The 24,631-nt window shown below is 45.2% G+C and carries 32 protein-coding genes; 8 read left to right on the top strand and 24 right to left on the bottom strand.

The genetic code is table 11. The features are described 5' to 3' along the window. The 19 genes from rpsC to fkpA form a co-directional block, all read right to left on the bottom strand. A partial coding sequence (gene rpsC / locus A3712_RS07275; RefSeq protein WP_063522891.1) for a 30S ribosomal protein S3 occupies positions 1 to 365 on the bottom strand: 365 nt, incomplete at its 3' end. An 18-nt stretch (positions 366 to 383) separates the two neighbouring features. Then, positions 384 to 716 carry a 50S ribosomal protein L22 gene (gene rplV / locus A3712_RS07270; RefSeq protein WP_004736732.1) on the bottom strand — a complete coding sequence of 111 codons (333 nt, stop codon included), beginning with the start codon at positions 714 to 716 and terminating at the stop codon, positions 384 to 386. A 10-nt stretch (positions 717 to 726) separates the two neighbouring features. Beyond that, positions 727 to 1,005 (bottom strand): 30S ribosomal protein S19, encoded by a 279-nt coding sequence (rpsS, locus tag A3712_RS07265; RefSeq protein WP_004736729.1) that lies wholly within the window; start codon positions 1,003 to 1,005, stop codon positions 727 to 729. 19 nt (positions 1,006 to 1,024) lie between these two features. Beyond that, positions 1,025 to 1,849 carry a 50S ribosomal protein L2 gene (gene rplB / locus A3712_RS07260; protein ID WP_004738800.1) on the bottom strand — a complete coding sequence of 275 codons (825 nt, stop codon included), beginning with the start codon at positions 1,847 to 1,849 and terminating at the stop codon, positions 1,025 to 1,027. 15 nt (positions 1,850 to 1,864) lie between these two features. After that, on the bottom strand, positions 1,865 to 2,167 hold the full coding sequence (rplW, locus tag A3712_RS07255) for a 50S ribosomal protein L23 (protein WP_004738802.1): 303 nt from the start codon (positions 2,165 to 2,167) through the stop codon (positions 1,865 to 1,867). Further along, complete coding sequence (gene rplD / locus A3712_RS07250) at positions 2,164 to 2,766, bottom strand: 50S ribosomal protein L4 (protein WP_004738803.1); 603 nt, start codon at positions 2,764 to 2,766, stop codon at positions 2,164 to 2,166. Before rplD ends, rplW begins: the two co-directional genes overlap by 4 nt. Positions 2,767 to 2,782: 16 nt before the next feature. After that, positions 2,783 to 3,412, bottom strand: coding sequence for a 50S ribosomal protein L3 (rplC, locus tag A3712_RS07245; RefSeq protein ID WP_063522890.1), 630 nt, complete (start codon positions 3,410 to 3,412; stop codon positions 2,783 to 2,785). 14 nt (positions 3,413 to 3,426) lie between these two features. Further along, positions 3,427 to 3,738, bottom strand: a complete 312-nt coding sequence (gene rpsJ / locus A3712_RS07240; RefSeq protein ID WP_004736761.1) for a 30S ribosomal protein S10 — start codon at positions 3,736 to 3,738, stop codon at positions 3,427 to 3,429. A 424-nt stretch (positions 3,739 to 4,162) separates the two neighbouring features. Continuing rightward, the gene (gene bfr / locus A3712_RS07235) at positions 4,163 to 4,645 is read right to left on the bottom strand and encodes a bacterioferritin (RefSeq protein ID WP_063522889.1); all 483 of its coding nucleotides are present in this window, start codon (positions 4,643 to 4,645) and stop codon (positions 4,163 to 4,165) included. An 81-nt stretch (positions 4,646 to 4,726) separates the two neighbouring features. Continuing rightward, positions 4,727 to 4,915 (bottom strand): (2Fe-2S)-binding protein, encoded by a 189-nt coding sequence (locus A3712_RS07230; RefSeq protein ID WP_063522893.1) that lies wholly within the window; start codon positions 4,913 to 4,915, stop codon positions 4,727 to 4,729. A 314-nt stretch (positions 4,916 to 5,229) separates the two neighbouring features. Further along, positions 5,230 to 6,414, bottom strand: a complete 1,185-nt coding sequence (gene tuf, locus A3712_RS07225) for an elongation factor Tu (RefSeq protein WP_063522888.1) — start codon at positions 6,412 to 6,414, stop codon at positions 5,230 to 5,232. 147 nt (positions 6,415 to 6,561) lie between these two features. Next, complete coding sequence (gene fusA / locus A3712_RS07220) at positions 6,562 to 8,658, bottom strand: elongation factor G (protein ID WP_063522887.1); 2,097 nt, start codon at positions 8,656 to 8,658, stop codon at positions 6,562 to 6,564. A 142-nt stretch (positions 8,659 to 8,800) separates the two neighbouring features. Further along, positions 8,801 to 9,271 carry a 30S ribosomal protein S7 gene (gene rpsG, locus A3712_RS07215; protein WP_004737195.1) on the bottom strand — a complete coding sequence of 157 codons (471 nt, stop codon included), beginning with the start codon at positions 9,269 to 9,271 and terminating at the stop codon, positions 8,801 to 8,803. Positions 9,272 to 9,379: 108 nt separating this feature from the next. Then, positions 9,380 to 9,754 carry a 30S ribosomal protein S12 gene (gene rpsL, locus A3712_RS07210; RefSeq protein ID WP_004737194.1) on the bottom strand — a complete coding sequence of 125 codons (375 nt, stop codon included), beginning with the start codon at positions 9,752 to 9,754 and terminating at the stop codon, positions 9,380 to 9,382. A 182-nt stretch (positions 9,755 to 9,936) separates the two neighbouring features. Next, a complete protein-coding gene (tusB, locus tag A3712_RS07205; RefSeq protein ID WP_063522886.1) occupies positions 9,937 to 10,212 on the bottom strand; it encodes a sulfurtransferase complex subunit TusB in 276 nt (91 codons plus the stop codon). 8 nt (positions 10,213 to 10,220) lie between these two features. Next, on the bottom strand, positions 10,221 to 10,577 hold the full coding sequence (gene tusC, locus A3712_RS07200; RefSeq protein ID WP_063522885.1) for a sulfurtransferase complex subunit TusC: 357 nt from the start codon (positions 10,575 to 10,577) through the stop codon (positions 10,221 to 10,223). Further along, the gene (gene tusD / locus A3712_RS07195) at positions 10,574 to 10,963 is read right to left on the bottom strand and encodes a sulfurtransferase complex subunit TusD (protein WP_063522884.1); all 390 of its coding nucleotides are present in this window, start codon (positions 10,961 to 10,963) and stop codon (positions 10,574 to 10,576) included. Before tusD ends, tusC begins: the two co-directional genes overlap by 4 nt. Then, entirely contained in the window at positions 10,957 to 11,682 is a 726-nt protein-coding gene (locus A3712_RS07190; RefSeq protein WP_004737190.1) for a helix-turn-helix transcriptional regulator, read from the bottom strand. Before A3712_RS07190 ends, tusD begins: the two co-directional genes overlap by 7 nt. 205 nt (positions 11,683 to 11,887) lie before the next feature. Further along, a complete protein-coding gene (fkpA, locus tag A3712_RS07185; RefSeq protein ID WP_063522883.1) occupies positions 11,888 to 12,664 on the bottom strand; it encodes an FKBP-type peptidyl-prolyl cis-trans isomerase in 777 nt (258 codons plus the stop codon). Between the two features lie 131 nt (positions 12,665 to 12,795). Here fkpA and A3712_RS07180 point away from each other — a divergent pair, with 131 nt between their 5' ends. Next, positions 12,796 to 13,773: a WD40 repeat domain-containing protein gene (locus A3712_RS07180; RefSeq protein WP_063522882.1), complete on the top strand. Its 978-nt coding sequence runs from the start codon at positions 12,796 to 12,798 to the stop codon at positions 13,771 to 13,773. A gap of 5 nt (positions 13,774 to 13,778) precedes the next feature. Next, positions 13,779 to 14,006, top strand: a complete 228-nt coding sequence (locus A3712_RS07175) for a SlyX family protein (RefSeq protein WP_004737187.1) — start codon at positions 13,779 to 13,781, stop codon at positions 14,004 to 14,006. A 103-nt stretch (positions 14,007 to 14,109) separates the two neighbouring features. On the opposite strand, the gene A3712_RS07170 is transcribed toward A3712_RS07175, so the two are convergent. From A3712_RS07170 to kefG, 5 genes are all read right to left on the bottom strand, one after another. Continuing rightward, positions 14,110 to 15,075, bottom strand: coding sequence for an isoaspartyl peptidase/L-asparaginase family protein (locus tag A3712_RS07170; protein WP_063522881.1), 966 nt, complete (start codon positions 15,073 to 15,075; stop codon positions 14,110 to 14,112). Between the two features lie 187 nt (positions 15,076 to 15,262). Next, positions 15,263 to 15,811, bottom strand: coding sequence for a peptidylprolyl isomerase (gene slyD, locus A3712_RS07165; RefSeq protein ID WP_063522880.1), 549 nt, complete (start codon positions 15,809 to 15,811; stop codon positions 15,263 to 15,265). Between the two features lie 94 nt (positions 15,812 to 15,905). Continuing rightward, positions 15,906 to 16,106 (bottom strand): YheV family putative zinc ribbon protein, encoded by a 201-nt coding sequence (locus A3712_RS07160; protein ID WP_004737184.1) that lies wholly within the window; start codon positions 16,104 to 16,106, stop codon positions 15,906 to 15,908. A gap of 148 nt (positions 16,107 to 16,254) precedes the next feature. Continuing rightward, the gene (gene kefB / locus A3712_RS07155) at positions 16,255 to 18,051 is read right to left on the bottom strand and encodes a glutathione-regulated potassium-efflux system protein KefB (protein ID WP_063522879.1); all 1,797 of its coding nucleotides are present in this window, start codon (positions 18,049 to 18,051) and stop codon (positions 16,255 to 16,257) included. Continuing rightward, entirely contained in the window at positions 18,038 to 18,622 is a 585-nt protein-coding gene (gene kefG / locus A3712_RS07150; protein WP_063522892.1) for a glutathione-regulated potassium-efflux system ancillary protein KefG, read from the bottom strand. Before kefG ends, kefB begins: the two co-directional genes overlap by 14 nt. Positions 18,623 to 18,793: 171 nt before the next feature. Here kefG and A3712_RS07145 point away from each other — a divergent pair, with 171 nt between their 5' ends. The 6 genes from A3712_RS07145 (at position 18,794) to crp (ending at position 24,596) form a co-directional block, all read left to right on the top strand. Beyond that, positions 18,794 to 20,716: an ABC transporter ATP-binding protein gene (locus A3712_RS07145; protein WP_063522878.1), complete on the top strand. Its 1,923-nt coding sequence runs from the start codon at positions 18,794 to 18,796 to the stop codon at positions 20,714 to 20,716. After that, the gene (locus A3712_RS07140; RefSeq protein WP_063522877.1) at positions 20,713 to 21,183 is read left to right on the top strand and encodes a TIGR02444 family protein; all 471 of its coding nucleotides are present in this window, start codon (positions 20,713 to 20,715) and stop codon (positions 21,181 to 21,183) included. The genes A3712_RS07145 and A3712_RS07140 overlap by 4 nt, the downstream gene beginning before the upstream one ends. A gap of 270 nt (positions 21,184 to 21,453) precedes the next feature. Beyond that, positions 21,454 to 22,434 (top strand): hydrolase, encoded by a 981-nt coding sequence (locus A3712_RS07135; protein WP_063522876.1) that lies wholly within the window; start codon positions 21,454 to 21,456, stop codon positions 22,432 to 22,434. A gap of 129 nt (positions 22,435 to 22,563) precedes the next feature. Continuing rightward, positions 22,564 to 22,776, top strand: a complete 213-nt coding sequence (locus A3712_RS07130) for a YheU family protein (protein WP_004737179.1) — start codon at positions 22,564 to 22,566, stop codon at positions 22,774 to 22,776. A 77-nt stretch (positions 22,777 to 22,853) separates the two neighbouring features. Further along, on the top strand, positions 22,854 to 23,723 hold the full coding sequence (locus A3712_RS07125; RefSeq protein ID WP_063522875.1) for a phosphoribulokinase: 870 nt from the start codon (positions 22,854 to 22,856) through the stop codon (positions 23,721 to 23,723). A gap of 240 nt (positions 23,724 to 23,963) precedes the next feature. Beyond that, on the top strand, positions 23,964 to 24,596 hold the full coding sequence (gene crp, locus A3712_RS07120) for a cAMP-activated global transcriptional regulator CRP (RefSeq protein WP_004410522.1): 633 nt from the start codon (positions 23,964 to 23,966) through the stop codon (positions 24,594 to 24,596). Positions 24,597 to 24,631 lie beyond the last annotated feature (35 nt).

Here is a 24,631-nt window from a genome sequence, read left to right as displayed (position 1 = left end):
GACGCGATGCTATCAGCTACAAGCTGACCATCTAACTCAGGCTTACGTACTTCAGCGATATTGATTTGCGCTGGTACACCTGCGATTTTAGCTACAGCTGCGCGTAGCTTCTCTACGTCTTCACCTTTCTTACCGATAACAACGCCAGGACGAGCAGTGTGAATTGTCACACGGATGCTCTTAGCTGGACGCTCGATAACGATACGAGATAGTGATGCTTTTTGTAGTTCCTTTGTAAGGAACTGACGTACCTTGAAGTCGCCGTCTAGGTTGTCAGCGAAATCTTTGGTATTAGCAAACCATGTAGCATTCCAAGGCTTAACGATGCCAAGACGAATACCATTAGGATGTACTTTCTGACCCATTGCTTACTCTCCTAGTCTTTAGCGATCTGCTACAACAATAGTGATGTGGCTTGAACGCTTCAAGATACGATCCGCACGACCTTTAGCACGAGGCATAATACGCTTCATGATAGGGCCCTCATCTACGAAGATTTTAGCGACATTTAGATCGTCGATATCTGCACCTTCGTTATGTTCCGCGTTAGCGATAGCTGACTCTAGAACTTTCTTAACTAGAACAGCAGCTTTTTTGTTGCTGAAAGTTAGAATTTCTAGAGCTTGGTCTACCGACTTACCGCGAATTTGGTCTGCAACTAAGCGAGCTTTCTGTGGAGAAATACGAGCAAAGTTATGTTTAGCTAAAGCTTCCATCATCTACTCCTTACTTCTTCTTAGCTTTCTTATCTGCAGCATGACCGCGATAAGTACGAGTTGGTGCAAATTCGCCCAGTTTGTGACCGATCATTTCTTCGGTAACGAAAACTGGAACGTGCTGACGACCATTATGGACAGCGATGGTCAAACCAATCATTGTTGGGATGATCATTGAGCGACGGGACCAAGTCTTAATAGGCTTTTTGTCTCCGCTTTCCACCGCTTTCTCTACCTTCTTCAGCAAGTGTAGGTCAATAAAAGGACCTTTCTTGAGAGAACGTGGCATGGCGATTCCTCTTTATAAATTATTTAGTGCGACGACGTACGATGTACTTGTCAGTGCGCTTGTTCTTACGAGTCTTGAAGCCCTTAGTAGGAACGCCCCAAGGAGAAACTGGGTGACGACCACCAGATGTGCGGCCTTCACCACCACCGTGTGGGTGATCCACCGGGTTCATTACTACACCACGTACGGTTGGACGTACGCCGCGCCAGCGTGAAGCACCAGCTTTACCAAGTTCACGTAGCATATGCTCAGAGTTACCAACTTCACCGATCGTTGCACGACCTTCAGAAAGTACTTTGCGCATTTCACCAGAACGTAGACGGATAGTGATGTATGCACCGTCGCGAGCAACGATTTGAGCATAAGCACCAGCCGAACGAGCTAGTTGAGCACCCTTACCAGGCTTAAGTTCAACACAGTGTACAGTAGAACCTACTGGGATGTTGCGCATCGGCAGAGTGTTACCTGCTTTGATTGGCGCATCAACACCAGATTGGATCTGGTCACCGGCTTGAATGCCTTTTGGTGCAATGATGTAACGACGCTCACCGTCTGCGTACAGAACTAGAGCGATGTTAGCGCTACGGTTTGGATCGTATTCTAGACGCTCAACTTTCGCTGGGATGCCATCTTTAGTACGTTTGAAGTCAATTACACGGTAGTGGTGCTTGTGACCACCGCCGATGTGACGTACTGTGATACGACCGTTGTTGTTACGACCACCGTTCTTAGAGTTTTTCTCTAGAAGAGGTGCGTATGGCTTACCCTTGTGTAGGTCAGCGTTAACAACTTTAACGACGTGACGACGACCAGGGGAAGTCGGCTTACATTTAACAATAGCCATTTTTAACTACTCCTGTTATTCCGCGCCGCCAACGAAGTCAAGATCTTGACCTTCTTTCAAAGTAACGTAGGCTTTCTTAACGTCTGAACGACGGCCTTCACGCATACCTTGACGTTTGGTCTTACCCTTTTGAACAAGAGTATTTACAGACTTAACTTCAACTTCAAATAGCTTTTCTACAGCTGCTTTGATCTCTTTCTTAGTTGCATCTTTAGCTACTTTGAAAACGATAGTGTTCGCTTTCTCAGCTGCCATAGTTGCTTTTTCAGAGATGTGCGGAGCACGTAGAACTTTTAAGATACGCTCTTCAGTGATCATGCTAGCATCTCCTCAACTTGCTTAACTGCGTCAGCAGTCATTAGAACCTTGTCGAATGCAATTAGAGATACTGGATCAACACCAGCAACGTCACGTGCATCAACTTTGTATAGGTTACGAGCAGCTAAGAATAGATTTTCATCTACTTCGCCAGTAACAATCAGAACGTCGCTTAGCTCAAGCTCTTTAAGCTTAGCTACAAGTTCTTTTGTTTTTGGTGCTTCTACTGAGAAGTTATCAACAACGATTAGACGCTCTTGACGAACAAGCTCAGAAAGAATGCTCTTCATAGCACCGCGGTACATTTTCTTGTTTACTTTTTGGCTGTGATCTTGTGGTTTCGCAGCAAAAGTAACACCACCTGTACGCCAGATTGGGCTACGAATTGTACCAGCACGTGCGCGGCCAGTACCTTTTTGACGCCATGGCTTAGCGCCACCGCCAGATACTTCAGAACGAGTCTTTTGAGCACGAGTACCTTGACGAGCACCTGCTGCATATGCAACAACTACTTGGTGTACAAGAGCTTCGTTGAAGTCACGTCCGAAAGTAGTCTCGGAAACAGTTAGTGCATCAGCACCTTTAACCATCAATTCCATTACTTACTCCTAGACGTTATGCTTTAACAGCAGGTTTTACGATCACGTTGCCGCCTGTTGAGCCTGGTACTGCACCTTTAATAAGAAGCAGATTGCGCTCAGCGTCAACACGTACGATCTCTAGGTTTTGAGTCGTTACACGCTCAGCACCCATGTGACCTGCCATTTTCTTGCCTTTAAACACGCGACCTGGAGTTTGACATTGGCCAATTGAACCCGGTGCACGGTGAGACAAAGAGTTACCGTGAGTCATATCTTGAGTAGAGAAGTTCCAACGCTTAACAGCGCCTTGGAAGCCTTTACCTTTAGATGTACCAGTAACGTCTACTTTTTTAATTTCGTTGAAAAGTTCTACGTTTAGCTCAGCGCCAACTTCAAACTCTTCGCCGTTTTCTAAACGGAATTCCCAAAGACCGCGACCTGCTTCTACACCCGCTTTCGCGAAGTGACCAGCTTCAGGTTTAGTTACACGGTTAGCTTTCTTAGTACCAGTAGTTACTTGGATTGCAGCGTAGCCGTCGTTCTCTAGAGTTTTAACTTGAGAAATACGGTTCGCTTCAACCTCAACAACAGTTACTGGGATAGAAACGCCTTCTTCAGTAAATACGCGGGTCATACCCACTTTACGTCCGACTAGACCAATCATTATTCTTATCTCCCTTAACCTAGGCTGATTTGAACATCAACGCCAGCTGCAAGATCAAGACGCATTAGAGCATCAACAGTTTTGTCTGTTGGCTCAACGATGTCGATCAAACGCTTGTGAGTACGGATTTCGTACTGGTCACGTGCATCTTTGTTGACGTGTGGAGAGGTAAGAACAGTGAAACGCTCTTTACGAGTAGGTAGTGGAATAGGACCACGAACCTGTGCGCCAGTACGTTTTGCTGTTTCAACGATTTCCGCAGTTGAAGCATCGATTAGCTTGTAATCAAACGCTTTAAGGCGGATACGAATACGTTGGTTCTGCATGAGACAGAGCTCCAATTATTAAAAATTACACAAACAATATCGCCACTCAAACTCGATAAAACGAGAGAATGCCGATTGATTTATGTGAAACCGTAGCATCCAAAATTAGGACGCATTGTCAGTTAACTTTTGAAGTAAAGACAAGCCTTACTATTTTTATTAACCGCGAACATAAGCTGAGTATACATTACTAGGTAAGACCTACTCCTCAGTGCTCATTGGTTCACAACCAGCTTAAGCCAGTGCGAGGCATTATACAGATCACACTTTAACTTGCAAGCTGTGTTTGAAAAATAATCGCAGAATCTATTGAGAGGAGTAATTTGAGGTTTTTTAGTTCTTGGTAGTGCCCTATCGCCTGGAAAAGAAATGCAAGGTAGCCACTAAGATGCGCCTGAGAAGCTACCCCTGTTATCGATATATTTTAGCCTTCGTCTTCGTCGACATATTGAGCTTGTAGGTAATTCTGAATACCCGTCATTTTGATGAGGCCAAGTTGGGTTTCTAACCAATCAACATGTTCTTCTTCATCTTCCAAAATCTCAAGAAACAGATCTCGTGACACATAATCATGGATATCTTCTGCATAAGCAATGGCGTTTTTCAGATCATGAATGGCTTCCATCTCTAACGATAAGTCACACTCCAGCATTTCCTGAGTATCTTCGCCGATTTTAAGTTTGCCTAAATCTTGTAGATTGGGTAGCCCTTCGAGAAACAAGATTCGTTCAATCAGATGGTCGGCATGTTTCATTTCGTCGATGGATTCATGATACTCCTTGTCGGCTAGATGCTGTAAGCCCCAGTTTTTATACATGCGCGCATGCAGAAAGTACTGATTTGTTGCGACAAGTTCATTACCAAGAATTTTATTGAGATGTTGAATGATGATTGGATCGCCTTTCATGACATAGCCCTACACTTTGGCTCTTCTAACTGTAGAACCAAATTAAGAAGTGTCAAAAAAGCTACTGCTCTTTGAGCAGAATTAGCTTGCCTGCTTGAACAGGTCTTTGGCGGTGTCGTTAATGACTTCTTTTGCCGAACGTACACACTTTCCGCATTGACTGCCAAGTGCTGTACAATTTTTAATTCCTTTTATGTCAGTGATACCCTCTTCTAATACCAACTTGCGGATTTTCTTGTCCGAGACCCCATGGCATAAACAAACGTACATAGTAAAACCCACCCCCTTGACTTGAGTTAAATACAAAAAGGAATCATTCTTATTACCAATCAGAATGACCATATGTTTATATCGATTGGTTATAGTGTTTTGTCGAAAAGAGAGGTTAACGGGCTTTGAAGGGAAGAGAGTTTAGGTACGTGACTTAAGCACCTAAGTAAATAACTGTATTTAAATCGGAATATAGACTGCAGATATTACGTGCTGGGGATTTCCCTTATAATCAAAATAAAAAAGGGAAGCCGAAGCTCCCCTTTTTTGATGCGTGCTCTTCTAATGAAGAGAGTGCAAAAATCTAAATGCTATTAAGCGAAGATTTTAGCTACAACACCAGCACCTACAGTACGGCCACCTTCACGGATAGCGAAACGTAGGCCTTCGTCCATTGCGATTGGAGCGATTAGCTCAACAGTCATTTGAACGTTGTCACCTGGCATTACCATTTCTACGCCTTCTGGTAGAGTGATGTCGCCTGTTACGTCAGTTGTACGGAAGTAGAACTGTGGACGGTAACCTTTGAAGAAAGGAGTGTGACGGCCGCCTTCGTCTTTAGAAAGTACGTATACTTCAGACTCGAACTTAGTGTGTGGGTTGATAGAACCTTTAGCAGATAATACTTGGCCACGTTCAACTTCGTCACGCTTAGTACCACGTAGAAGTGCACCAACGTTCTCACCTGCACGACCTTCGTCAAGCAGCTTACGGAACATTTCAACACCAGTACAAGTAGTAAGAGTAGTCTCTTTGATACCAACGATTTCTACTTCGTCACCTACACGTAGGATACCACGCTCGATACGACCAGTTACAACAGTACCACGACCTTGGATCGAGAACACGTCTTCGATTGGTAGTAGGAACGGTTGGTCAACTGCACGCTCTGGCTCAGGGATGTAAGAATCTAGTGCTTCTGCAAGCTCAACGATCTTGTCTTCCCACTGCTTCTCGCCGTTTAGTGCGCCAAGTGCAGAACCTTGGATAACTGGTAGGTCATCACCTGGGAAGTCGTACTCAGAAAGAAGTTCACGAACTTCCATTTCTACTAGCTCAAGTAGCTCTTCGTCATCAACCATGTCACATTTGTTCATGAATACGATGATGTAAGGGATACCAACTTGACGACCAAGTAGGATGTGCTCACGAGTTTGAGGCATTGGGCCGTCAGTCGCAGCAACAACTAGGATACCACCGTCCATTTGCGCAGCACCAGTGATCATGTTTTTAACATAATCCGCGTGTCCTGGACAGTCTACGTGTGCGTAGTGACGAGTTGGAGTGTCGTACTCAACGTGAGAAGTTGCGATTGTGATACCGCGCTCACGCTCTTCTGGAGCGTTATCGATAGATGCGAAGTCTTTCGCTTCACCACCGTACACTTTAGAAAGTGTAGTACAGATAGCAGCAGTTAGAGTTGTTTTACCGTGGTCAACGTGGCCGATAGTACCAACGTTTACGTGCGGTTTCGTACGTTCAAATTTTTCTTTAGACACGATCGTGTTCCTTCCTAGTTATGATTCGCCACGACCATTATTGGTCGAGACGCGCCAGAAATTGCTATTTTATGCGCCAACTCTCGTTAGCGCAATATTTGGACGCATTAGATCTTTCAAAAAAATGAAAAAATGCAGCCCTATTGTTTAACCACGCTCTGCAATGATTGCTTTTGCAACATTGTTAGGCACTTCAGCGTACTCACTAAACTCCATAGAGTAAGAAGCACGACCTTGTGTCGCAGAACGTAAATCAGTTGAGTAACCGAACATGACAGACAACGGAACTTGTGCACGAATTATCTTCAGGCCAGCTGTACCCTCGTCCATACCTTCGATGATGCCGCGACGACGGTTAATATCGCCAACAACGTCACCCATCCAGTCTTCTGGAGTAGTTACTTCAACTTTCATCATAGGCTCAAGCAGAACTGGTTGCGCTTCAAGTGCACCTGTTCTGAAAGCCATAGAGGCAGCGATTGTAAACGCCATCTCACTTGAATCTGTTTCATGGTAAGAACCGTCGTATAGTGTAGCTTTGATATCCAGAACTGGATAGCCAGCAAGCACACCATTGTTCATCTGCTCTTCAACACCTTTAGCTACTGAAGTGATAAACTCTTTAGGTACCGTACCATCGGCAATTTCATCCACGAAGACAAAGCCTTCACCAAGCTCTGATGGTTCCAGTTTCAGCCAAACATGACCGTATTGACCTTTACCACCGTGTTCACGGATAAATTTACCTTCCGCTTTCGCTGTACCACGAATTGTTTCACGGTAAGCCACTTGCGGGTTACCAACGTTGCAGTTCACGCTAAATTCACGCTTCATACGGTCAACGATGATATCTAAGTGTAGTTCACCCATACCAGAAATCAGAGTCTGGCCTGTTTCGTCATCCATATCGACGCGGAACGATGGGTCTTCTGCTGCCAGCTTAGCTAGAGCGATTGTCATTTTGTCTTGATCGGCTTGTGAGCTTGGCTCTACAACGATCTGAATAACTGGGTCTGGGAATTCCATGCGCTCTAGAACGATCTTATGGTTCTGGTCACACAGAGTTTCACCAGTGGTCACATCTTTTAGACCGATAATAGCGGCGATGTCACCAGCTCGTACTTCTTTTACTTCTTCACGCTTGTTTGAGTGCATTTGTACAATGCGACCTAAACGTTCACGTTGTTTCTTCACAGAGTTGTAAGCTGTTTTACCGCTTTCAACAACACCAGAGTAAACACGAATGAAAGTTAGAGTACCAACGAATGGGTCTGTTGCGATCTTGAATGCTAGCGCTGAGAACGGTTCTTTGTCGTCCGCGTGACGCTCTGCTTCATTCTCATCTTCATCGATACCTTTAATTGCAGGTACATCAACTGGAGAAGGAAGGAAATCAACCACTGCATCTAGAACAGCTTGTACACCTTTGTTTTTAAATGCACTACCACAAGTTGCTAGTACGATTTCATTGTTAAGGGTACGAGTACGAAGACCTTGTTTGATTTCAGCTTCTGTCAGTTCACCTTCTTCAAGGTACTTATCCATTAGCTCTTCAGAGGCTTCTGCCGCTGCTTCAACAAGTTCTGTACGATATTCTTCAGCCATTTCTTGCATGTCTGCTGGAATGTCTTCGTACGTAAAAGTCATGCCCTGGTCAGCTTCGTTCCAGTTGATTGCCTTCATCTTGATAAGATCGACAACACCTTGGAAATTTTCTTCAGCGCCAATGTTCAGTTGAATCGGAACAGGAGTCGCACCAAGGCGGTCCTTGATCTGCTCGATAACGCGTAAGAAGTCTGCGCCAGTACGGTCCATTTTGTTAACGAAAACCATACGAGGAACTTGGTACTTATCAGCTTGACGCCAAACTGTCTCTGATTGAGGCTCAACACCAGAGGAACCACAGAACACAACAACCGCACCATCAAGTACACGTAGAGAACGTTCTACTTCGATAGTGAAGTCAACGTGTCCAGGAGTGTCGATGATGTTGATACGGTGATCTGGGAATTGCGCTTCCATACCACGCCAGAACGTAGTGGTTGCTGCTGAAGTGATCGTAATACCGCGCTCTTGCTCTTGCTCCATCCAGTCCATGGTTGCTGCACCATCGTGAACTTCGCCGATTTTGTGAGAAAGACCGGTATAGAACAGAATACGTTCACTTGTGGTTGTTTTACCTGCATCTACGTGAGCAACGATACCAATGTTACGGTACTGCTCAATAGGAGTTTTACGAGCCACGGTTGAATCCTCTTATTAGAGACTTAGGGACTATTGCTATACCTAGGATAAAAATTACCAGCCCTAGAAATAGCAATAGTTCCTAGCATAAGCATAGGAACTAAAGAAGTGCTGCAAGGAACCTTGCAGCACTAAAAAGGTATTACCAACGGTAATGTGCGAACGCTTTGTTTGCGTCAGCCATGCGGTGAACGTCTTCACGTTTCTTAACCGCAGTACCTTTGTTCTCAGACGCGTCTAGCATTTCAGCTGCTAGGCGTTGAGCCATAGATTTTTCACCACGCTTACGCGCAGCTTCAACTACCCAACGCATAGCAAGTGCGTTACGGCGAACCGGACGAACTTCTACAGGTACTTGGTAAGTTGAACCACCTACACGGCGAGATTTAACTTCTACCGCTGGGCGAACATTTTCAAGAGCTTCTTCAAATACAGCTAAGTGGTCTTTACCAGACTTCTCAGCCATTGCATCTAGTGCAGTGTAAACAATTTTTTCTGCAGTAGATTTCTTTCCGTCAACCATTAGGATGTTAACGAATTTTGCCAGCAGTTCAGATTTGAACTTTGGATCTGGAAGGATCTTACGCTGACCTATTACGCGACGACGTGGCATGGATATTCTCCGTTGTCTTCTTCAGGTTTTTTCCAAAACTTTTCAGAATAATAAATAAAATAGTGTTTGGCCTTACTTAACGATTTCTTTTTAAAAAAAGAGAATCAATTAAGACTTAGGACGTTTCACACCGTACTTAGAACGACCTTGTTTACGGTCATTAACGCCAGCACAGTCAAGTGCGCCGCGAACAGTGTGGTAACGTACACCCGGAAGGTCTTTTACACGACCGCCACGGATTAGTACAACACTGTGCTCTTGTAGGTTGTGGCCTTCACCGCCGATGTACGAAGTTACTTCGAAACCGTTGGTTAGACGTACACGACATACTTTACGTAGTGCCGAGTTAGGTTTTTTAGGTGTAGTAGTGTAAACACGAGTACATACACCACGTTTTTGTGGGCACGCTTCTAGTGCAGGCACGTTGCTTTTAACAACTTGCTTTACACGTGGTTTGCGAACCAACTGGTTAATAGTTGCCATTAACTAGCTCCTGAAATTTACTTGAAAGTAAGCTTTGTGAAAAATCTACCCCTAACTACATGTCGCAATTAGGGACGCAAAATTCTATTCAGCAGTGGGATGTGTGTCAAGAAATATACAGATCTTTTTTAGCCGTCTAGAGCTCAGGATGGTCTAGCTTTAACCAAACGGATAGAACATAACTACCAAGTGACTGATTTATCGTTTAAAACCGTCAATTCAACAAAGCCATCAAAGCCTATTTGTGGGATGGCTTCAGAGGCCAACTGTTGTAGGCCGCGACTCTCTAGATCGGGTTTTAATACCGACATGTGCTCGACTGCACTGATTTGAGTGAATAACTCATGATTTGGAAGGCAAACATACACTGCATCTTCAACTAACAAGAACCGATCTTGTGGTTGAGAGTAGACGAGTGCAAGCTTGAGTTTATCCGCTGTTTTAACAATATGAAGCATCGCGATTCCTAGAAAGTCAGTATCTGTTGGCACTGAGCTAACGTCTGCGCTAACTCATCAGCTTCAGCAACGGTGACATCAATCAACAAGTCGTCAGCTGAAAGACCAAACTGACTCAGGCTTCGCTGACACACGTACACCTGTTCGATGTCGTAGAGCTCCATCAATTTAAACGCCGAAATGTAGTCACGGGATAGTGTCTGTTCAGGCTGCTGTGCTTTGAGAAGTTGTGTCACACCATCACCAACAAAAAACACGGCGATATCTTCACTATATGCGGACGCAGCTAATAACGCGTCTAACCCTTCCCTGCCCGCAGCGGTAGTATGGGGAAAGCTATTAAATACAAAAGCTAATTTTCTCAAAACTGTACCACTCTGTCTTGCGTGAGTAGCGCTTCCGATAAGCTGCCTAAACCAGCCTGTGTAAATCCAGAGGCTAAGTTAGAGCCACTAAGTTGATGCTGCTCTGCTTCTTCAGAACTGATGATGCCACGTCTTAGTGCCGCCGCAACACAGGTCTCAAGACTCACATTGTGTTCATTTGCCAATTTCTGCCAAGCCGCAGCCAAATCAAACTCATCATTAGCTGGCACAGTAAGGTCAGAGCCGTTACTTACGCCGTCTTGATAAAAGAATACACTGTGGAGTTTGTAGCCCTGTTGAAGCAGAGCCACGGCAAACTGGTAAGCATTTCTTGCTGACTGTGAACCATAGAGAGGTCCATTAACTTGGAGTGTATAGCTTAACAACCCTCTTCATCCTCTGTTTTACGCTGACGGATATATAAGTACACAGTGTGCTTGGAAATATTCAATCGCTCAGCAACACGGTTAATCGCATCTTTGATATCAAAAATACCTTTGTCATACAGCTCCATCACGATTTGACGGTTCTTGGTATTGTTCGATACTGACTTGTCGGCATTGATCTCTTCAATGGTGCGCTCAACCGTTTGGTCGACAAGTTCTTCAACGTCGCTTGCAAAATTAACCGATGATGCAGCTTCGTCTGCGTCTTGTGTCGGCATGAAAGATTGTAGCACTTGTGAGAAAGGCGCATCTAAGTTCACGTTAATACACAGCAGGCCAATCACTCGGTCTTCACCATTGCGGATAGCCACAGTGATCGACTTCATCAACACGCCGCCTTTAGCACGGGTGAAATATGAGCGTGAGAAGTTACGTTTAGAACCTTCGATATCTTTTAGCATTTTCAGTGCAAGGTCAGTAATTGGTGAGCCAACCTGACGCCCGGTATTCTCACCGTTAGCAATTTTAATTGCAGAGGTGTTGAGGTCTTCTAAAGAGTGCAGAACGATCTCACAAAATGGGCCAATTAGACTCGCAATGCCGTCTACCACCGCTTCATAAGATCTTAGAATGATTTTATCGTGTTCACTGAATGGCATGACATTGACTGATTCCATTTCAAGTAACACATCTGCATTGACTGTTTCTGTAGTAGTCACTTATTCCTTACCTTCGTGTGAAAAATCAACAAATTTATGTAAGTTTATCAGAAAATTTTAATTGCACACCTAGCTAACATTGCAACTAGTGATTTAGAACAAGTTTAAAAATCAAATACTCATATTCGAATCATAAAAAAAGCCTAACGTGAAGTTAGGCTTTTTAGTCAATCAGCGCTTTTTACAGCAGGATTTCTTTCAGCTATTACTGAGCAGCAGGTGCTTCAGTGTTATCAATGCTTAGTAGTTCAACTTCGAACACTAGCGTTGAGTTAGCTGGGATAGTCGGTGTGTCTTGCTCACCGTATGCTAGTTCTGGCGGGATTACGAATTTGTACTTAGAACCAACTTGCATTAGTTGTACGCCTTCAGTCCATCCTGGGATTACGCGGTTTAGAGGGAATGTTGCTGGTTCGCCACGGTCGTAAGAGCTGTCGAACTGAGTACCGTCAGTCAATGTACCTTTGTAGTGTACTTGAACGGTATCTGTGTCTTTTGGAGAAGCACCTTCACCTTGTGTCATTACTTGGTAAAGTAGGCCAGATTCAGTTTGCTTAACGCCTTCAGTTTTAGCGAACTCAGCACGGAAGTCGTCACCTGCTTTCTTAGTTGCCGCTGATTTCTCTGCCGCTTGTGCTTGCATAGTTTCAGCAACACGCTTGTCTAGAGCTTCAAGCGCTGCACGAGTTTCTTCTTCGTTAAGTGCAGTTTTCTCTGCAAATACGTCTTCAATACCTTGAAGAACTATGTCTTTGTCTAGGTTAATACCTAGCTCGCTTGGCTTATCAATGCTTGTGCTCAGGTAGTTTGCGAAAGATACACCGATTGCGTATGCCGCTTTGTCATCTTCGGTTTTAAAGTTTACTGCTTCTACTTTAACTTCTTCTACTTGAGGTGCTTCTGCCTTTGGTTCTTCTTTCTGACAACCAACTGCTAGCATAACCGTTGCGGCAAGCAGTGATACTTTTAAAACTGATTTCATTGAATACTCCAATTAATGGCCAAGCCATTGGTTATTGTGCACAAATCTAATGATTAGATTGGTGTGAATACGTTAGTTATAACAATATACTAGTCATATGTCTTTCGACACAAACCGGATTATTAGAAGTGATGCAAATATTTTTCCATTCCTTGCTATGTGCAATTGTCATCACCTTGTTAAATGGATGCTTTTTCTTCCAAGACGATGAGCAGCGTTGGGAAGTAGAGCCCAGCGGCGCCACCAGCTTTGCTTTAAGCAGAGATGGACGCTTCGCCCTACTTTACTCTCAGCAGAAACAATTGCTGCTTTGGGACCTTGCCGAAAACAAAGAGTTGGCCCAGCTCGGCCCTCAAGATCAGTCCGAAAACCAAGTATCGCGCATTCGAATCTCTGACAGTGGCCGCTTTGCCATTACTGCCAGCCAAATGAACTTTGCCGTTTGGGACCTATCTTGGACCCAAGCTGAAGGACTATGGTCTATCTCTGACGGCTTGATTCGCGATGTTGACATCTCTAGCAATGGTGAAAAAGTACTGCTCGGTTTATCGAATGGTAAAGCCATCTATGTGGACTTAGTCACCGGACGCCGTCTGGAGTTCCTTGCTCATAGAGAAAAAGTTAATTCCGTCGCGCTTTCTTCGAACGGTCGTTATGCCCTTTCTGGCGGTAACGACTACAAAGCCTACCTGTGGGACACCGAAACCGGCTTGGTGTTACGTACCTTTGAACATGAACAAAGAGTTGTACGCGTGGCCTTACAACGGGATGGCGAATTAGCCTTTACCTCTGATGGTGGCAATCAAGCGATGATTTGGGATCTTAAAACGGGAGAGCCTCAAACTCAGCTACAGAGTTGGTCGAGACAGCTGATATTCTCCAGTGCCCGTTTTTCCGATGATGGCAGCCTGTTAGTGACAGGCACTCCATCCAGCCAAGTGAGCGTTTGGGATACTCAGGATGGCAAACGGCTTTCACGACACGATGCAGAGCCACTAAAAGATACTCGCCCTCCTCGTGCGGTAGTGTATGATGCAGCCTTTGATGATAAGAACCGTGTAATATCGGGCACCTCTGCGGGCATCGCCCAAGCTTGGAATGTGGATTAAGAACGATGACAGAAAAGCGAGTTGAACAGTTAGAAAGCCGCGTTAATGACTTAGAATGTCAGCTAGCTTTCCAAGAGCAAACCATTGAAGAACTCAATGAAGCGCTTAGCCAACAACAGATGTTGATCACTAAGATGCAAGACCAAATGAAATATGTAGTGGGTAAAGTGAAGAACATTGATGGTTCGAACTTAGCTGACGCATCTGAAGAGACGCCACCACCACATTACTAATGTGCGTTGCTAATAAACTGCGGCTTATTGGTTTGGTTGAAAAACAAAGGGCGACAGAGAATATCTGTCGCCCTTTGTGTACTTGAGTTACACCGAAGCTTGGCTAGTGATCAGTATAGATCTTAACTTCCACTCGCCCTTCTGTATCAACACTTGCGCGGTACATGCCGGAACTGTTCATGCCGAAGTGAATATCACCTTGACCGTCAATCGCAATCAAACCACCTTCGCCGCCCATGCTTTTCAGCTCTCCTTGAATGATGTGTTCACATGCGGTATGAACATCTTCTTTAAGATAACGCATGCGCGCAGCCACATCACTGGCGACCATTTTTCTTAAGAAGAACTCCCCCATGCCTGTGGTCGAAACCGCAACATTACCATTCTCAGCAATAGTGCCCGCTCCAATGATTGGCGAATCACCCACCCGGCCAAACTTCTTGTTTGTCACACCACCAGTACTGGTCGCTGCCGCCAAATTGCCCGCTTGGTCTAATGCCACAGCGCCAACCGTGCCGTACTTTTTGTCATCGAGGTACTTTTCAGCTTGCTGCTCATCGTATTTCGCTTCAGACAAAGCAAATATGCCTTTTTCTTTCATCGATTGAAGCTGGTCGTAACGGCGCTCAGTGAAAAAGTAGTCTTGCTCAGTAAAGGTATAGTCGTGTTCAAAGGCAAACTTCTCCGCCCCTTCTCCAATCAACAATACATGGTCGCTTTTTAGCATCACATCGCGAGCTAATTCGATCGGGTTTTTAATATGACGAACACCCGCAATAGCACCCGCATCCATTTCGCGACCGTGCATTACCGAAGCATCCATCTCCACAAACTCATCATGAGTAAGAACCGAGCCCTTACCAGCGTTAAAATGCGGGCTGTCTTCCATCACCTTTACCGATGCCACTACCGCATCCAAAGCATCACCGCCCGATTGCAGCACTTGGTAACCCGCCAATACTGACTTCTCTAAAGCCTCAGTAATGCCTGCTTTTAGCTCATCACTCATTTGCGCTCGCAAGATGGTGCCCGCACCACCATGAATGGCAATTGAAAAAGGTTGCGACATGTAAACTCTCCACTGACGTATTCTTGTTATCTGTCGCTATCAATATCATATCCAAAGCTCGATGTCTGATAGCAACAACAAATCTTTCGCTAGCGGCCATGCTCACGCCAGAAAGCACCCCCCCAATACGGAAAAAGCCTCCACTCGGGAGGCTTTCATATTCTCAAACTAATCCGTTAGGTCGGTATTAGTGAGAACCACAGCTACCGCCACCGCAGCAGCCGTCTTTTTTCTCTTCACCGTGGTCGTGACCTTCGCTGCCACAGCCACCAGCTTGGTGTACGTGACCGTGTTGAACTTCTTCTTCAGTCGCTTCACGAACCGCTACAACTTCAACGTCAAACGTTAGAGTTTGGCCAGCTAGCATGTGGTTGCCATCCACAACAACTTCGTCGCCGTCTACTTCAGTTACTTCTACTGGGATTGGACCTTGGTCAGTATCCGCTAGGAAACGCATGCCAACTTCGATTTGTTCAACACCTTGGAATACGTCAGCAGGAACACGTTGCACTAGTGCGTCGTTGTGCTCACCGTAAGCGTCTTCTGGAGTAACAGTTGCAGAGAACTTGTCGCCAGCTACTTTGCCTTCAAGCTCTTTTTCAAGACCTGTAATTAGATTGTTATGACCGTGAAGGTAATCTAGTGGAGCTTCTGCAGTTGATTGGTCAACTACTACGCCATCTTCAAGTTTCACTTGATATGCAACACTAACTACTACGTTCTTTTCAATTTTCATGAGAGCTCCAAGGAGGTTTGGACTAAGCTCCAACAGTTGAGCTTAGGAAAAATTCTGTATCCGGATATTATGGGGATCAATTATCGAAACTCAATCATTCAGGCTTAAAAATACCGATCATTTCTTGATTCGCGTGTTCAGATTTCTCTACAGTTTTCGGTTTACGTTGCTCTGAGAAGTCACAATCGACACATTCCACCAGCTCGATATTATTCTCAATCCACCAACGTAGCGTGTCTTGAGTATTGCAGCTTGGGCAGCTCGCCCCTGCGATAAAGCGTTTTTTCTGTTTCACGTTAATATCCTTTACTACTCTGGATTCGCGGTTCTCTATGCTTGATGTGAAAGCGAATAGGACCGCGTTTATTATTAGGTTTCTCTGGGAAATGACTTTAGGCTCAAAGCATGCATCACATACTCGAGCCGTTCACTCTAAACAGATGCTACTGCCAATAGTTACGAGATTGGTGGTCATTCTCCATCTCGTGTCCAAAGATCTCTTCGAGCTCTTTACGAGCCTCTTTCGCTCTTTGGGCTAACTCTGCGTCTTCATTATGCTGAGGCAGTAATTCTTTCAGCATACCATTATCCAACTTCCTAAAATGTGCTTCTGCTCGCTTCGCTTTGTATGGATGCATGCCAAGTTCAGTCAGAGTTTGACGGCCAAGGTCTAGTGCTCCAAGGAAGGTTTCACGCGAATAATTGTTTACCCCGTGATTAAGCAATTGGTACGCTTCAACACGGCTTCGTGCACGCGCCAAAATTTTAAGACTTGGGAAGTGCTGCTTGCATAAGTCGACGGTTTTCATGATTTCGTCTGGAGAATCAGTACACAACACAATCGCTTCGGCCTTATCCGCCCCCGCTGCTCGTAACAACTCTAAGTGAGTGGAATCACCGTAAAATACCTTGTAGCCAAACTTTCTCAAGATATGGATTTGGCTAGCGTCACTTTCCAAGATCGTAATGCGGATCTTATTGGCGTACATCAGGCGACCGATGATCTGACCAAACCGACCAAAGCCAGCAATAATCACTCGAGGGCTGCGGTCAACCACATCCGAAGACATCGCATTTTCGCTGATTTGATTCAATTGGCGAGCAAAGAACTTATCTTGCAGCTTAAGCATTAATGGCGTGGTCACCATTGATAGACTCACTACAACTAGCAAAAATGACACTTGCTCACCACTCAAGATGCCTTGTGCACTTGCCGCTGTGAAGATAACGAAAGCGAACTCACCGCCTTGGCTAAGAATCATCGCCATGCGGCTGCGCGCTTTAGCCTGAGTACCAAACATTCGAGCAAGGGCATACAAAACCAAACCCTTTAGTACGACTAACGCTAGAACAGCGATCAGTATTGCAAATGGGCTTTCGGCCAATAACCCTAAGTTAACGGCCATACCGACAGAGATAAAGAACAGACCAAGTAACAATCCTTTAAATGGATCAATCGCGATTTCCAACTCATGTCGGTATTCACTCTCAGCCAGAAGTACGCCCGCTAAGAAAGTACCCAGAGCCATCGACAAGCCAATCTGCTGCATGATAACGGCGATACCAATCACCAACAGCAGAGCTGCAACGGTGAACAACTCACGCACACCACTCATGACTACATAGCGGAAAAGAGGCCTCAACAAAAAGTGACCGCCTACCAGCAAACCAACCACGCCACCTAACATCCACAACATGTCTGCCCAGCTGCCGCCGGTGTTACCTGCAAGTAAAGGCAGCATAGCCAACATAGGGATCACGGCAATATCTTGGAAAAGTAGTACTGCAAAACCTGACTGGCCTGCTTCTTTGCCACCAAGCTCTCGTTCTTCAATAACCCTTAAAGCGATCGCGGTCGAAGATAGAGCTAAGCCCATACCTATTACTAAGCTCGTTTGCCACGTTAAACCAAACATACAGGCAATGGCGGTGATGATCAGAGTGGTAATCAGCACTTGCGCGCCACCGAGTCCGAGAATAGGCGCTCGCATCTGCCACAGTTTTTTAGGGTTAAGCTCTAAACCAATCAGGAAGAGCAGCAGCACCACCCCGAATTCGGAGAAATGCAGAATCGCTTCGACATCGCTGATTAAACCGAGCCCCCATGGGCCAATTGCCACACCAGCTAATAAATAGCCCAATACCGAGCCTAAACCGGCGCGCTGCGCGATAGGTACCGCAACCACCGCTGCAGCTAGGAATATAACGCTACTTTGCAAAAAATCATTAGTCAGAGCCATCGTTCGCTCCTATATCTTGTAGCGGGTCTCGTAACCAGTTTCGATAAGCCTCTGCGTGTTGATAACGAGTCATGTCTGAGACATTTCGTGCCCAGTGTAAAACCAAAGGTGGAATCCAGCTCATCTGACACAAAGCGGCTGTAAGTTCGAAAGGCTGTAAAATCTCTTGTAATGGATATTTATTATAGCCTGCTGCTCCAAACGCCTCTTCTTTACCACCCGTAGTGATAACGCTACGCCAATATTTACCTTTCAGTGCACTTTGCTCACCAAACGCAAAGCCTTTACCCAAGACTCGGTCAAACCACTCTTTTAGCAATGAAGGACAGGAATACATAAACAGAGGGTGTTGGAACACAATCACATCATATTCAAGGAGCAGAGAATGCTCATACGGCACATCGATAAAAAAATCAGGATAGATGGCATAGAGATCGTGAATTTTGACATGTCCGAGCGACTCTATTTTCTTAACCATCATCTGATTGGCAATAGAGGTTTCTGGCTCTGGGTGCGCGTAGATAACCAATACTTTGGGTACTACTTTGTCTGTCGAGGGAGTATTACTCATTCCTTTGAAGCTTTCCTTTTAAGGCTAAACTGTGGCAAGGCCACAAGCATTTAAGCAAAAGTTATTAATATGTTATTGGCATCATAACGCAAATTGCATTGTGATCGACTTTTATCTGGTTTCAGCCTACTATGCAGGCGTCTGTTCACCTCTAATTTCTATTCTATTTCTATGATTACTTTCTCTGATATTCAATTGCTACGCGGCGGTAAGCCCCTCCTCGACCAAGCATCTGCGACTCTTCACCCAGGCGACAAGATTGGCTTGGTAGGTAAAAACGGCTGTGGTAAATCGACGCTGTTCGCTTTAATTAAAGACGAACTATCGGTTGATGCAGGTTCATTCAGCAAACCTGCTCATTGGGAGATGGCGTGGGTTGCTCAAGAAACCCCAGCATTAGAAAGAACAGCAATTGAATACGTGATTGATGGTGACCGTGAATATCGTGGCCTTGAAGATCAGCTGCAAAAAGCGGAAGTAGCCGACAACGGCACACTCGTCGCAGAGATTCACGGCAAGGTAGAAACCATTGGTGGTTACAGCATTAAGGCTCGCGCAGCCGAATTGCTAGACGGCCTAGGCTTTAGCCAAGAACAAATGACGTGGAACCTGACTCAATTCTCAGGTGGTTGGCGTATGCGTTTGAACCTAGCGCAAGCCCTACTGTGCCGCAGTGACTTACTGCTGCTCGATGAGCCAACCAACCACTTGGACTTAGATGCGGTAATGTGGCTAGAACGTTGGCTACAAAGCTACCCTGGTACACTGATTCTTATCTCGCACGATAGAGACTTCTTAGACCCTATCGTAAACCGCATCGTTCACGTAGAAAACCAAAAGTTAAATGAGTACACAGGTAACTACTCATCGTTTGAGAATCAACGAGCGCAAAAGCTGATTCTGCAACAGGCGATGTACCAGAAGCAGCAAAAACAGATGGCTCACATGCAGAGCTACATCGACCGTTTCCGTTATAAAGCTTCAAAAGCTCGCCAAGCGCAAAGCCGTATTAAAGCGCTAGAGAAAATGGAACAAGTACTGCCAGCTCAGTTTGATAACCCATTCAGCTTTGAGTTCAGAGAACCAGACGCGCTACCAAACCCAATCATGATGATGGATGAGGTCTCTGCAGGCTACGATGACAAATTAATCCTAGAGAAGATTCGCCTTAACCTTGTTCCGGGTAGCCGTATCGGTCTACTGGGTCGTAACGGCGCAGGTAAATCGACACTTATCAAGCTGCTTTCTGGCGAACTGAAACAGCAAGGTGGCGAGCTGAGCTACTCACAAGGCGTTAAGATTGGTTACTTCGCACAGCATCAACTAGAAACGCTGCACCCAGAAGAGACACCACTGCAACACATGATGCAGATTGCACCTAAGCACACCGAACAACAGTTGCGTGATTATCTAGGTAGCTTCGGCTTCCAAGGCGAGAAGGCACTGGATAAAGTGGCTCCTTTCTCAGGTGGTGAGAAAGCACGTTTAGTATTGGCGCTGCTGGTATGGCAAAAGCCGAACCTGTTGCTACTCGATGAACCAACCAACCACTTGGATCTCGACATGCGTCAGGCGCTGACATTTGCTCTACAGACGTTTGAAGGCGCGATGGTTATCGTATCGCACGACCGTTACCTGCTTCGTGCAACCACTGATGACCTGTACCTTGTACACGACCGCCAAGTTGCGCCGTTTGACGGTGACCTGAACGATTATTACAAGTGGCTAACCGAACAGCAAAAAGTGGAACGCAAAGAAGCACAAGCGCAGGCTCCAGCGAAAGATGGTGCTAACAGTGCTGCGGCGAAAAAAGAGCAAAAACGTAAAGAAGCCGAGTTCCGTAAGTTAACCGCACCAATCCGTAAAAAGCTGACTCAATTTGAAAAGCAGATGGATAAACTGACGCTTGCTCTTGAAGAAGCCGAGCAACAATTATCCGACACTTCACTGTATGAAGCTGAAAATAAGGCTAAACTGAATGAAGTACTCGCCCTACAAGCGAGCAGTAAATCACAACTTGAAGAAGTTGAAATGGATTGGATGTCCACTCAAGAAGAGCTTGAGCAGATGGAACAGGATATGGATAGCTTATGAGCCCAAAGCACGCCCCAATATCACTAACACTGGAACGACTATGGCAATTTAGCCTTCAGTACTACAGTGTGCGCGGTGTTAAAGATGCGTGCTTAGCTTTGCAAAACCAGTTCCACGGCAACGTCAATCTACTGCTGCTCCTTAAATGGCTCGATGAGCAGCAAGTGTCTTTTGCAGAAGAAGAGTGGCACAAAGTGCAGCAGTGCTTAAGCCGCTCAGAAACCCTACTTCATAGTTATCGAGAGTTACGCAAACACCTTAAAGAGCATGTTGTCGACTCTCTCTACCGTGAAGCCTTACAGTTTGAACTGCAACTTGAGAAGCAGCAGCAATCCGACCTTGTCGACTGTATTAACTCACTGCAACTGTTCACTAATCAACAAGCACCACTGGCTCTGCAATATTGTCGTCTACTAGGAGCAGAAAGCCTCTATGACGCATTTTCTGAACCCGCCCCTCAGCCTTAACTCGTTTTCTTTCTCTTTTGAGTTGTCCCGGTACAAGCTTACTCTCGTATTGATATCTCGATGCTCATAACAAAATGAGTGCTCATAGCGAGCAGAGGCTAGCTCGTACAAGTTTGATAATACTCAATCAGTTACTCATAATCTATTTTTACATTGAGTCTCAGAGAGAGGCTTGCGCTTGCACCGAGAATTAACCAAGTTCAAATAAAAACGTGGGTGCATCGCAATACTTAATACTTTTCAAAGCCCATAAAAAGCACGGACTGTTTTATGACCATATTTACCGCAGCTGCTGGTTTATCTAACCCACACTTACAAACTTTAGTGCCAAGGTTTATCAGAAATCAGGTGTTGTTCCACCCTACGTGGCAAACCTTAGAAACGCCTGATGGGGACTTCCTAGACCTTGCTTGGAGTGAATCACCAGATAACGATGAACTAACAAGCAACAAACCTATCTTCATTCTCTTCCACGGATTAGAAGGCAGTTTTGAAAGCCCTTATGCAAACGGACTGATGAATGCATTTGCCAAGGATGAGTGGTTATCCGTGATGATGCACTTTAGAGGCTGCAGCGGTAAACCGAACCGCTTGGCTCGTGCTTACCATTCTGGCGAAGTCGAAGATGCTCGCTTTTTCCTAAGGCACCTGCATGCACAGTTTCCCAACAACCCTAAGGTGGCGGTCGGAATCTCTTTAGGTGGAAACATGTTGGCGAATTATCTGGCTGAATATTCAGACGATCCCCTGCTATCAGCAGCAACCATAGTATCAGCTCCGTTTGATCTGGCTTGTTGCGCGAGTCGCATTGAGAAAGGCTTTTCTAAGCTCTACAAGAAGTACCTGCTCAGCTCTCTCAAATCAAACGCCTTAAGAAAGATCAACCTGCTGCAAGAGAAGCTCGATATCACCGCTGAGACAATCAAGAAGATTGATAAGTTGTATGAGTTTGATGAACGAATCACCGCGCCTCTGCATGGATTCAAGAACGCTCAAGACTATTACGCACAGTGCTCAGCTCTTCCTAAGCTCAATAAGATAAAGCTACCAACTCAGATCATCCATGCTAAAGACGATCCTTTCATGACTGATGATGTAATTCCTAAATTCGTTCTGCCGGATAACATCGATTATCGCTTGTTCCAGAAGGGGGGTCATGTTGGGTTTATTACTGGTAGTACGCTAAAACCAAGGTTTTGGTTAGAAGAAGCGCTGCCTGCCTACTATGAAAGTATTCAAGATTCAGCATAACGACTAAGCCGACTAAATATATAAGAGAAACCTTGATAAGATAGCGCACCTACTATTAGAGAGTTGTGTTCAAAAAGTCACGGAGCACACATCACAACCTATTAATGAACATAAAAGAGAGAAGTATTTATGATCATCCCATGGAAAGACATTGAACCTGACACTCTGGAAAACCTCATCAAAGAATTCGTACTGCGTGAGGGTACAGACTACGGCGACGTGGAGATCTCTCTACAAAACAAGATTGACCAAGTGAAACATCAATTAGCTTCTGGTGAGGCTAACATCGTGTTTTCCGAACTGCACGAGACCGTTGATATCCAGCTCACAAAACGCTTCTAAGCTGCGCTTAACACAGAGCCGTGTTATAGTGGAAAACGATTGCTAACAAGTAAGTTACTCATAAGACAAGGGTTGTCATGTCCGCTAAACATCCAATTATTGCGGTGACGGGTTCTTCAGGAGCCGGCACCACCACTACCTCAGAAGCCTTCCGAAAAATGTTCAACATGATGGACGTGAAGGCTGCTTGGGTTGAAGGGGATAGTTTTCACCGCTTCACTCGACCAGAAATGGACGTCGAGATCCGCAAGGCACGTGAGCAAGGTAAGCACATCAGCTACTTCGGCCCACAAGCCAACGACTTCGCAGCATTAGAAGAGTTTTTCCGTAAGTACGGTAATGAAGGTACTGGTAAAGTACGTAGTTACCTACATACGTTCGATGAAGCTGTGCCTTATAATCAAATGCCAGGCACCTTCACGCCATGGCAAGATATCCCAGAAAATTCAGACGTGATGTTTTACGAAGGCCTACACGGCGGCGTGGTTGATGGCGACATTAATGTCTCTCAACACGTCGACCTGCTGATTGGCATGGTTCCTATCGTAAACCTAGAGTGGATTCAAAAGTTCGTTCGTGACACACGCGATCGTGGCCACTCACGCGAAGCAGTAATGGACTCCATTGTTCGTTCAATGGATGACTACCTTAACTATATTACCCCGCAATTTTCGCGTACTCATATCAACTTTCAGCGTGTTCCAACCGTAGATACATCGAATCCACTTAACGCCAAAGAGATTCCAAGTTTAGATGAAAGCTTCGTTGTTATACGTTTGCGCGGCATCAAAAACGTCGATTTCCCGTATCTTTTGGCCATGATTGATGGCTCATTCATGTCTCGTCATAACACCCTAGTGGTGCCAGGTGGCAAGATGAGTTTTGCTATGGAGCTCATTGTGAGGCCAATCCTACAACAACTCATCGAAACCGGGAAAATAGGTTAACAAAACGACATTCTGGCTGATTACTTTTCATACCGTGATCATGTGCACAATTTTGCGTAAAAAATCGTAGCTTGGTCACGATTAAAATCAAGAAATAGTACCTGAAAAAGGATACTATTCTTAAACGAAACACAAGATAGCTTGCAGTGCTCATCGAGTGCTCTTATCCTAAGAAGTCAATTCAGGCTTAGCTAAAATACGGAAAGCGGCAAGCATACCCTGCAGAGGAAGTGAGATATTATGGTTCTAGGTAAACCTCAAACCGATCCAACATTAGAGTGGTTCCTTTCACACTGTCATATTCATAAGTACCCTTCAAAAAGTACTTTGATCCATGCTGGTGAAAAGGCAGAGACCTTGTACTACATCGTTAAAGGTTCTGTGGCAGTTCTTATTAAAGACGAAGAAGGTAAGGAAATGATTCTTTCTTACCTAAACCAAGGCGACTTCATCGGTGAGCTAGGCTTGTTCGAAGAAGACCAAGAGCGTACAGCTTGGGTTCGTGCTAAATCTCCTTGTGAAGTAGCTGAAATTTCTTTCAAGAAGTTCCGTCAACTTATCCAAGTGAACCCAGACATCCTAATGCGTCTTTCAGCGCAAATGGCAAGCCGCCTACAAGTAACTAGCCAAAAGGTTGGTGACTTAGCGTTCCTTGACGTAACAGGCCGTATCGCTCAAACGCTACTAAACCTAGCGAAACAGCCAGATGCAATGACTCACCCTGACGGCATGCAAATCAAGATCACTCGTCAAGAGATTGGCCAAATCGTTGGTTGTTCTCGTGAAACAGTAGGTCGTATCTTGAAGATGCTAGAAGAGCAGAACCTAATTTCTGCACACGGTAAGACTATCGTGGTATACGGCACTCGTTAATTTCGATTAACTGAGTCAAAAATATGAAAGCCACC

Source organism: Vibrio sp. HI00D65, from assembly GCF_001635455.1.
Taxonomy (GTDB): domain Bacteria; phylum Pseudomonadota; class Gammaproteobacteria; order Enterobacterales; family Vibrionaceae; genus Vibrio.
This window is presented reverse-complemented; position numbering and strand designations above follow the sequence as displayed.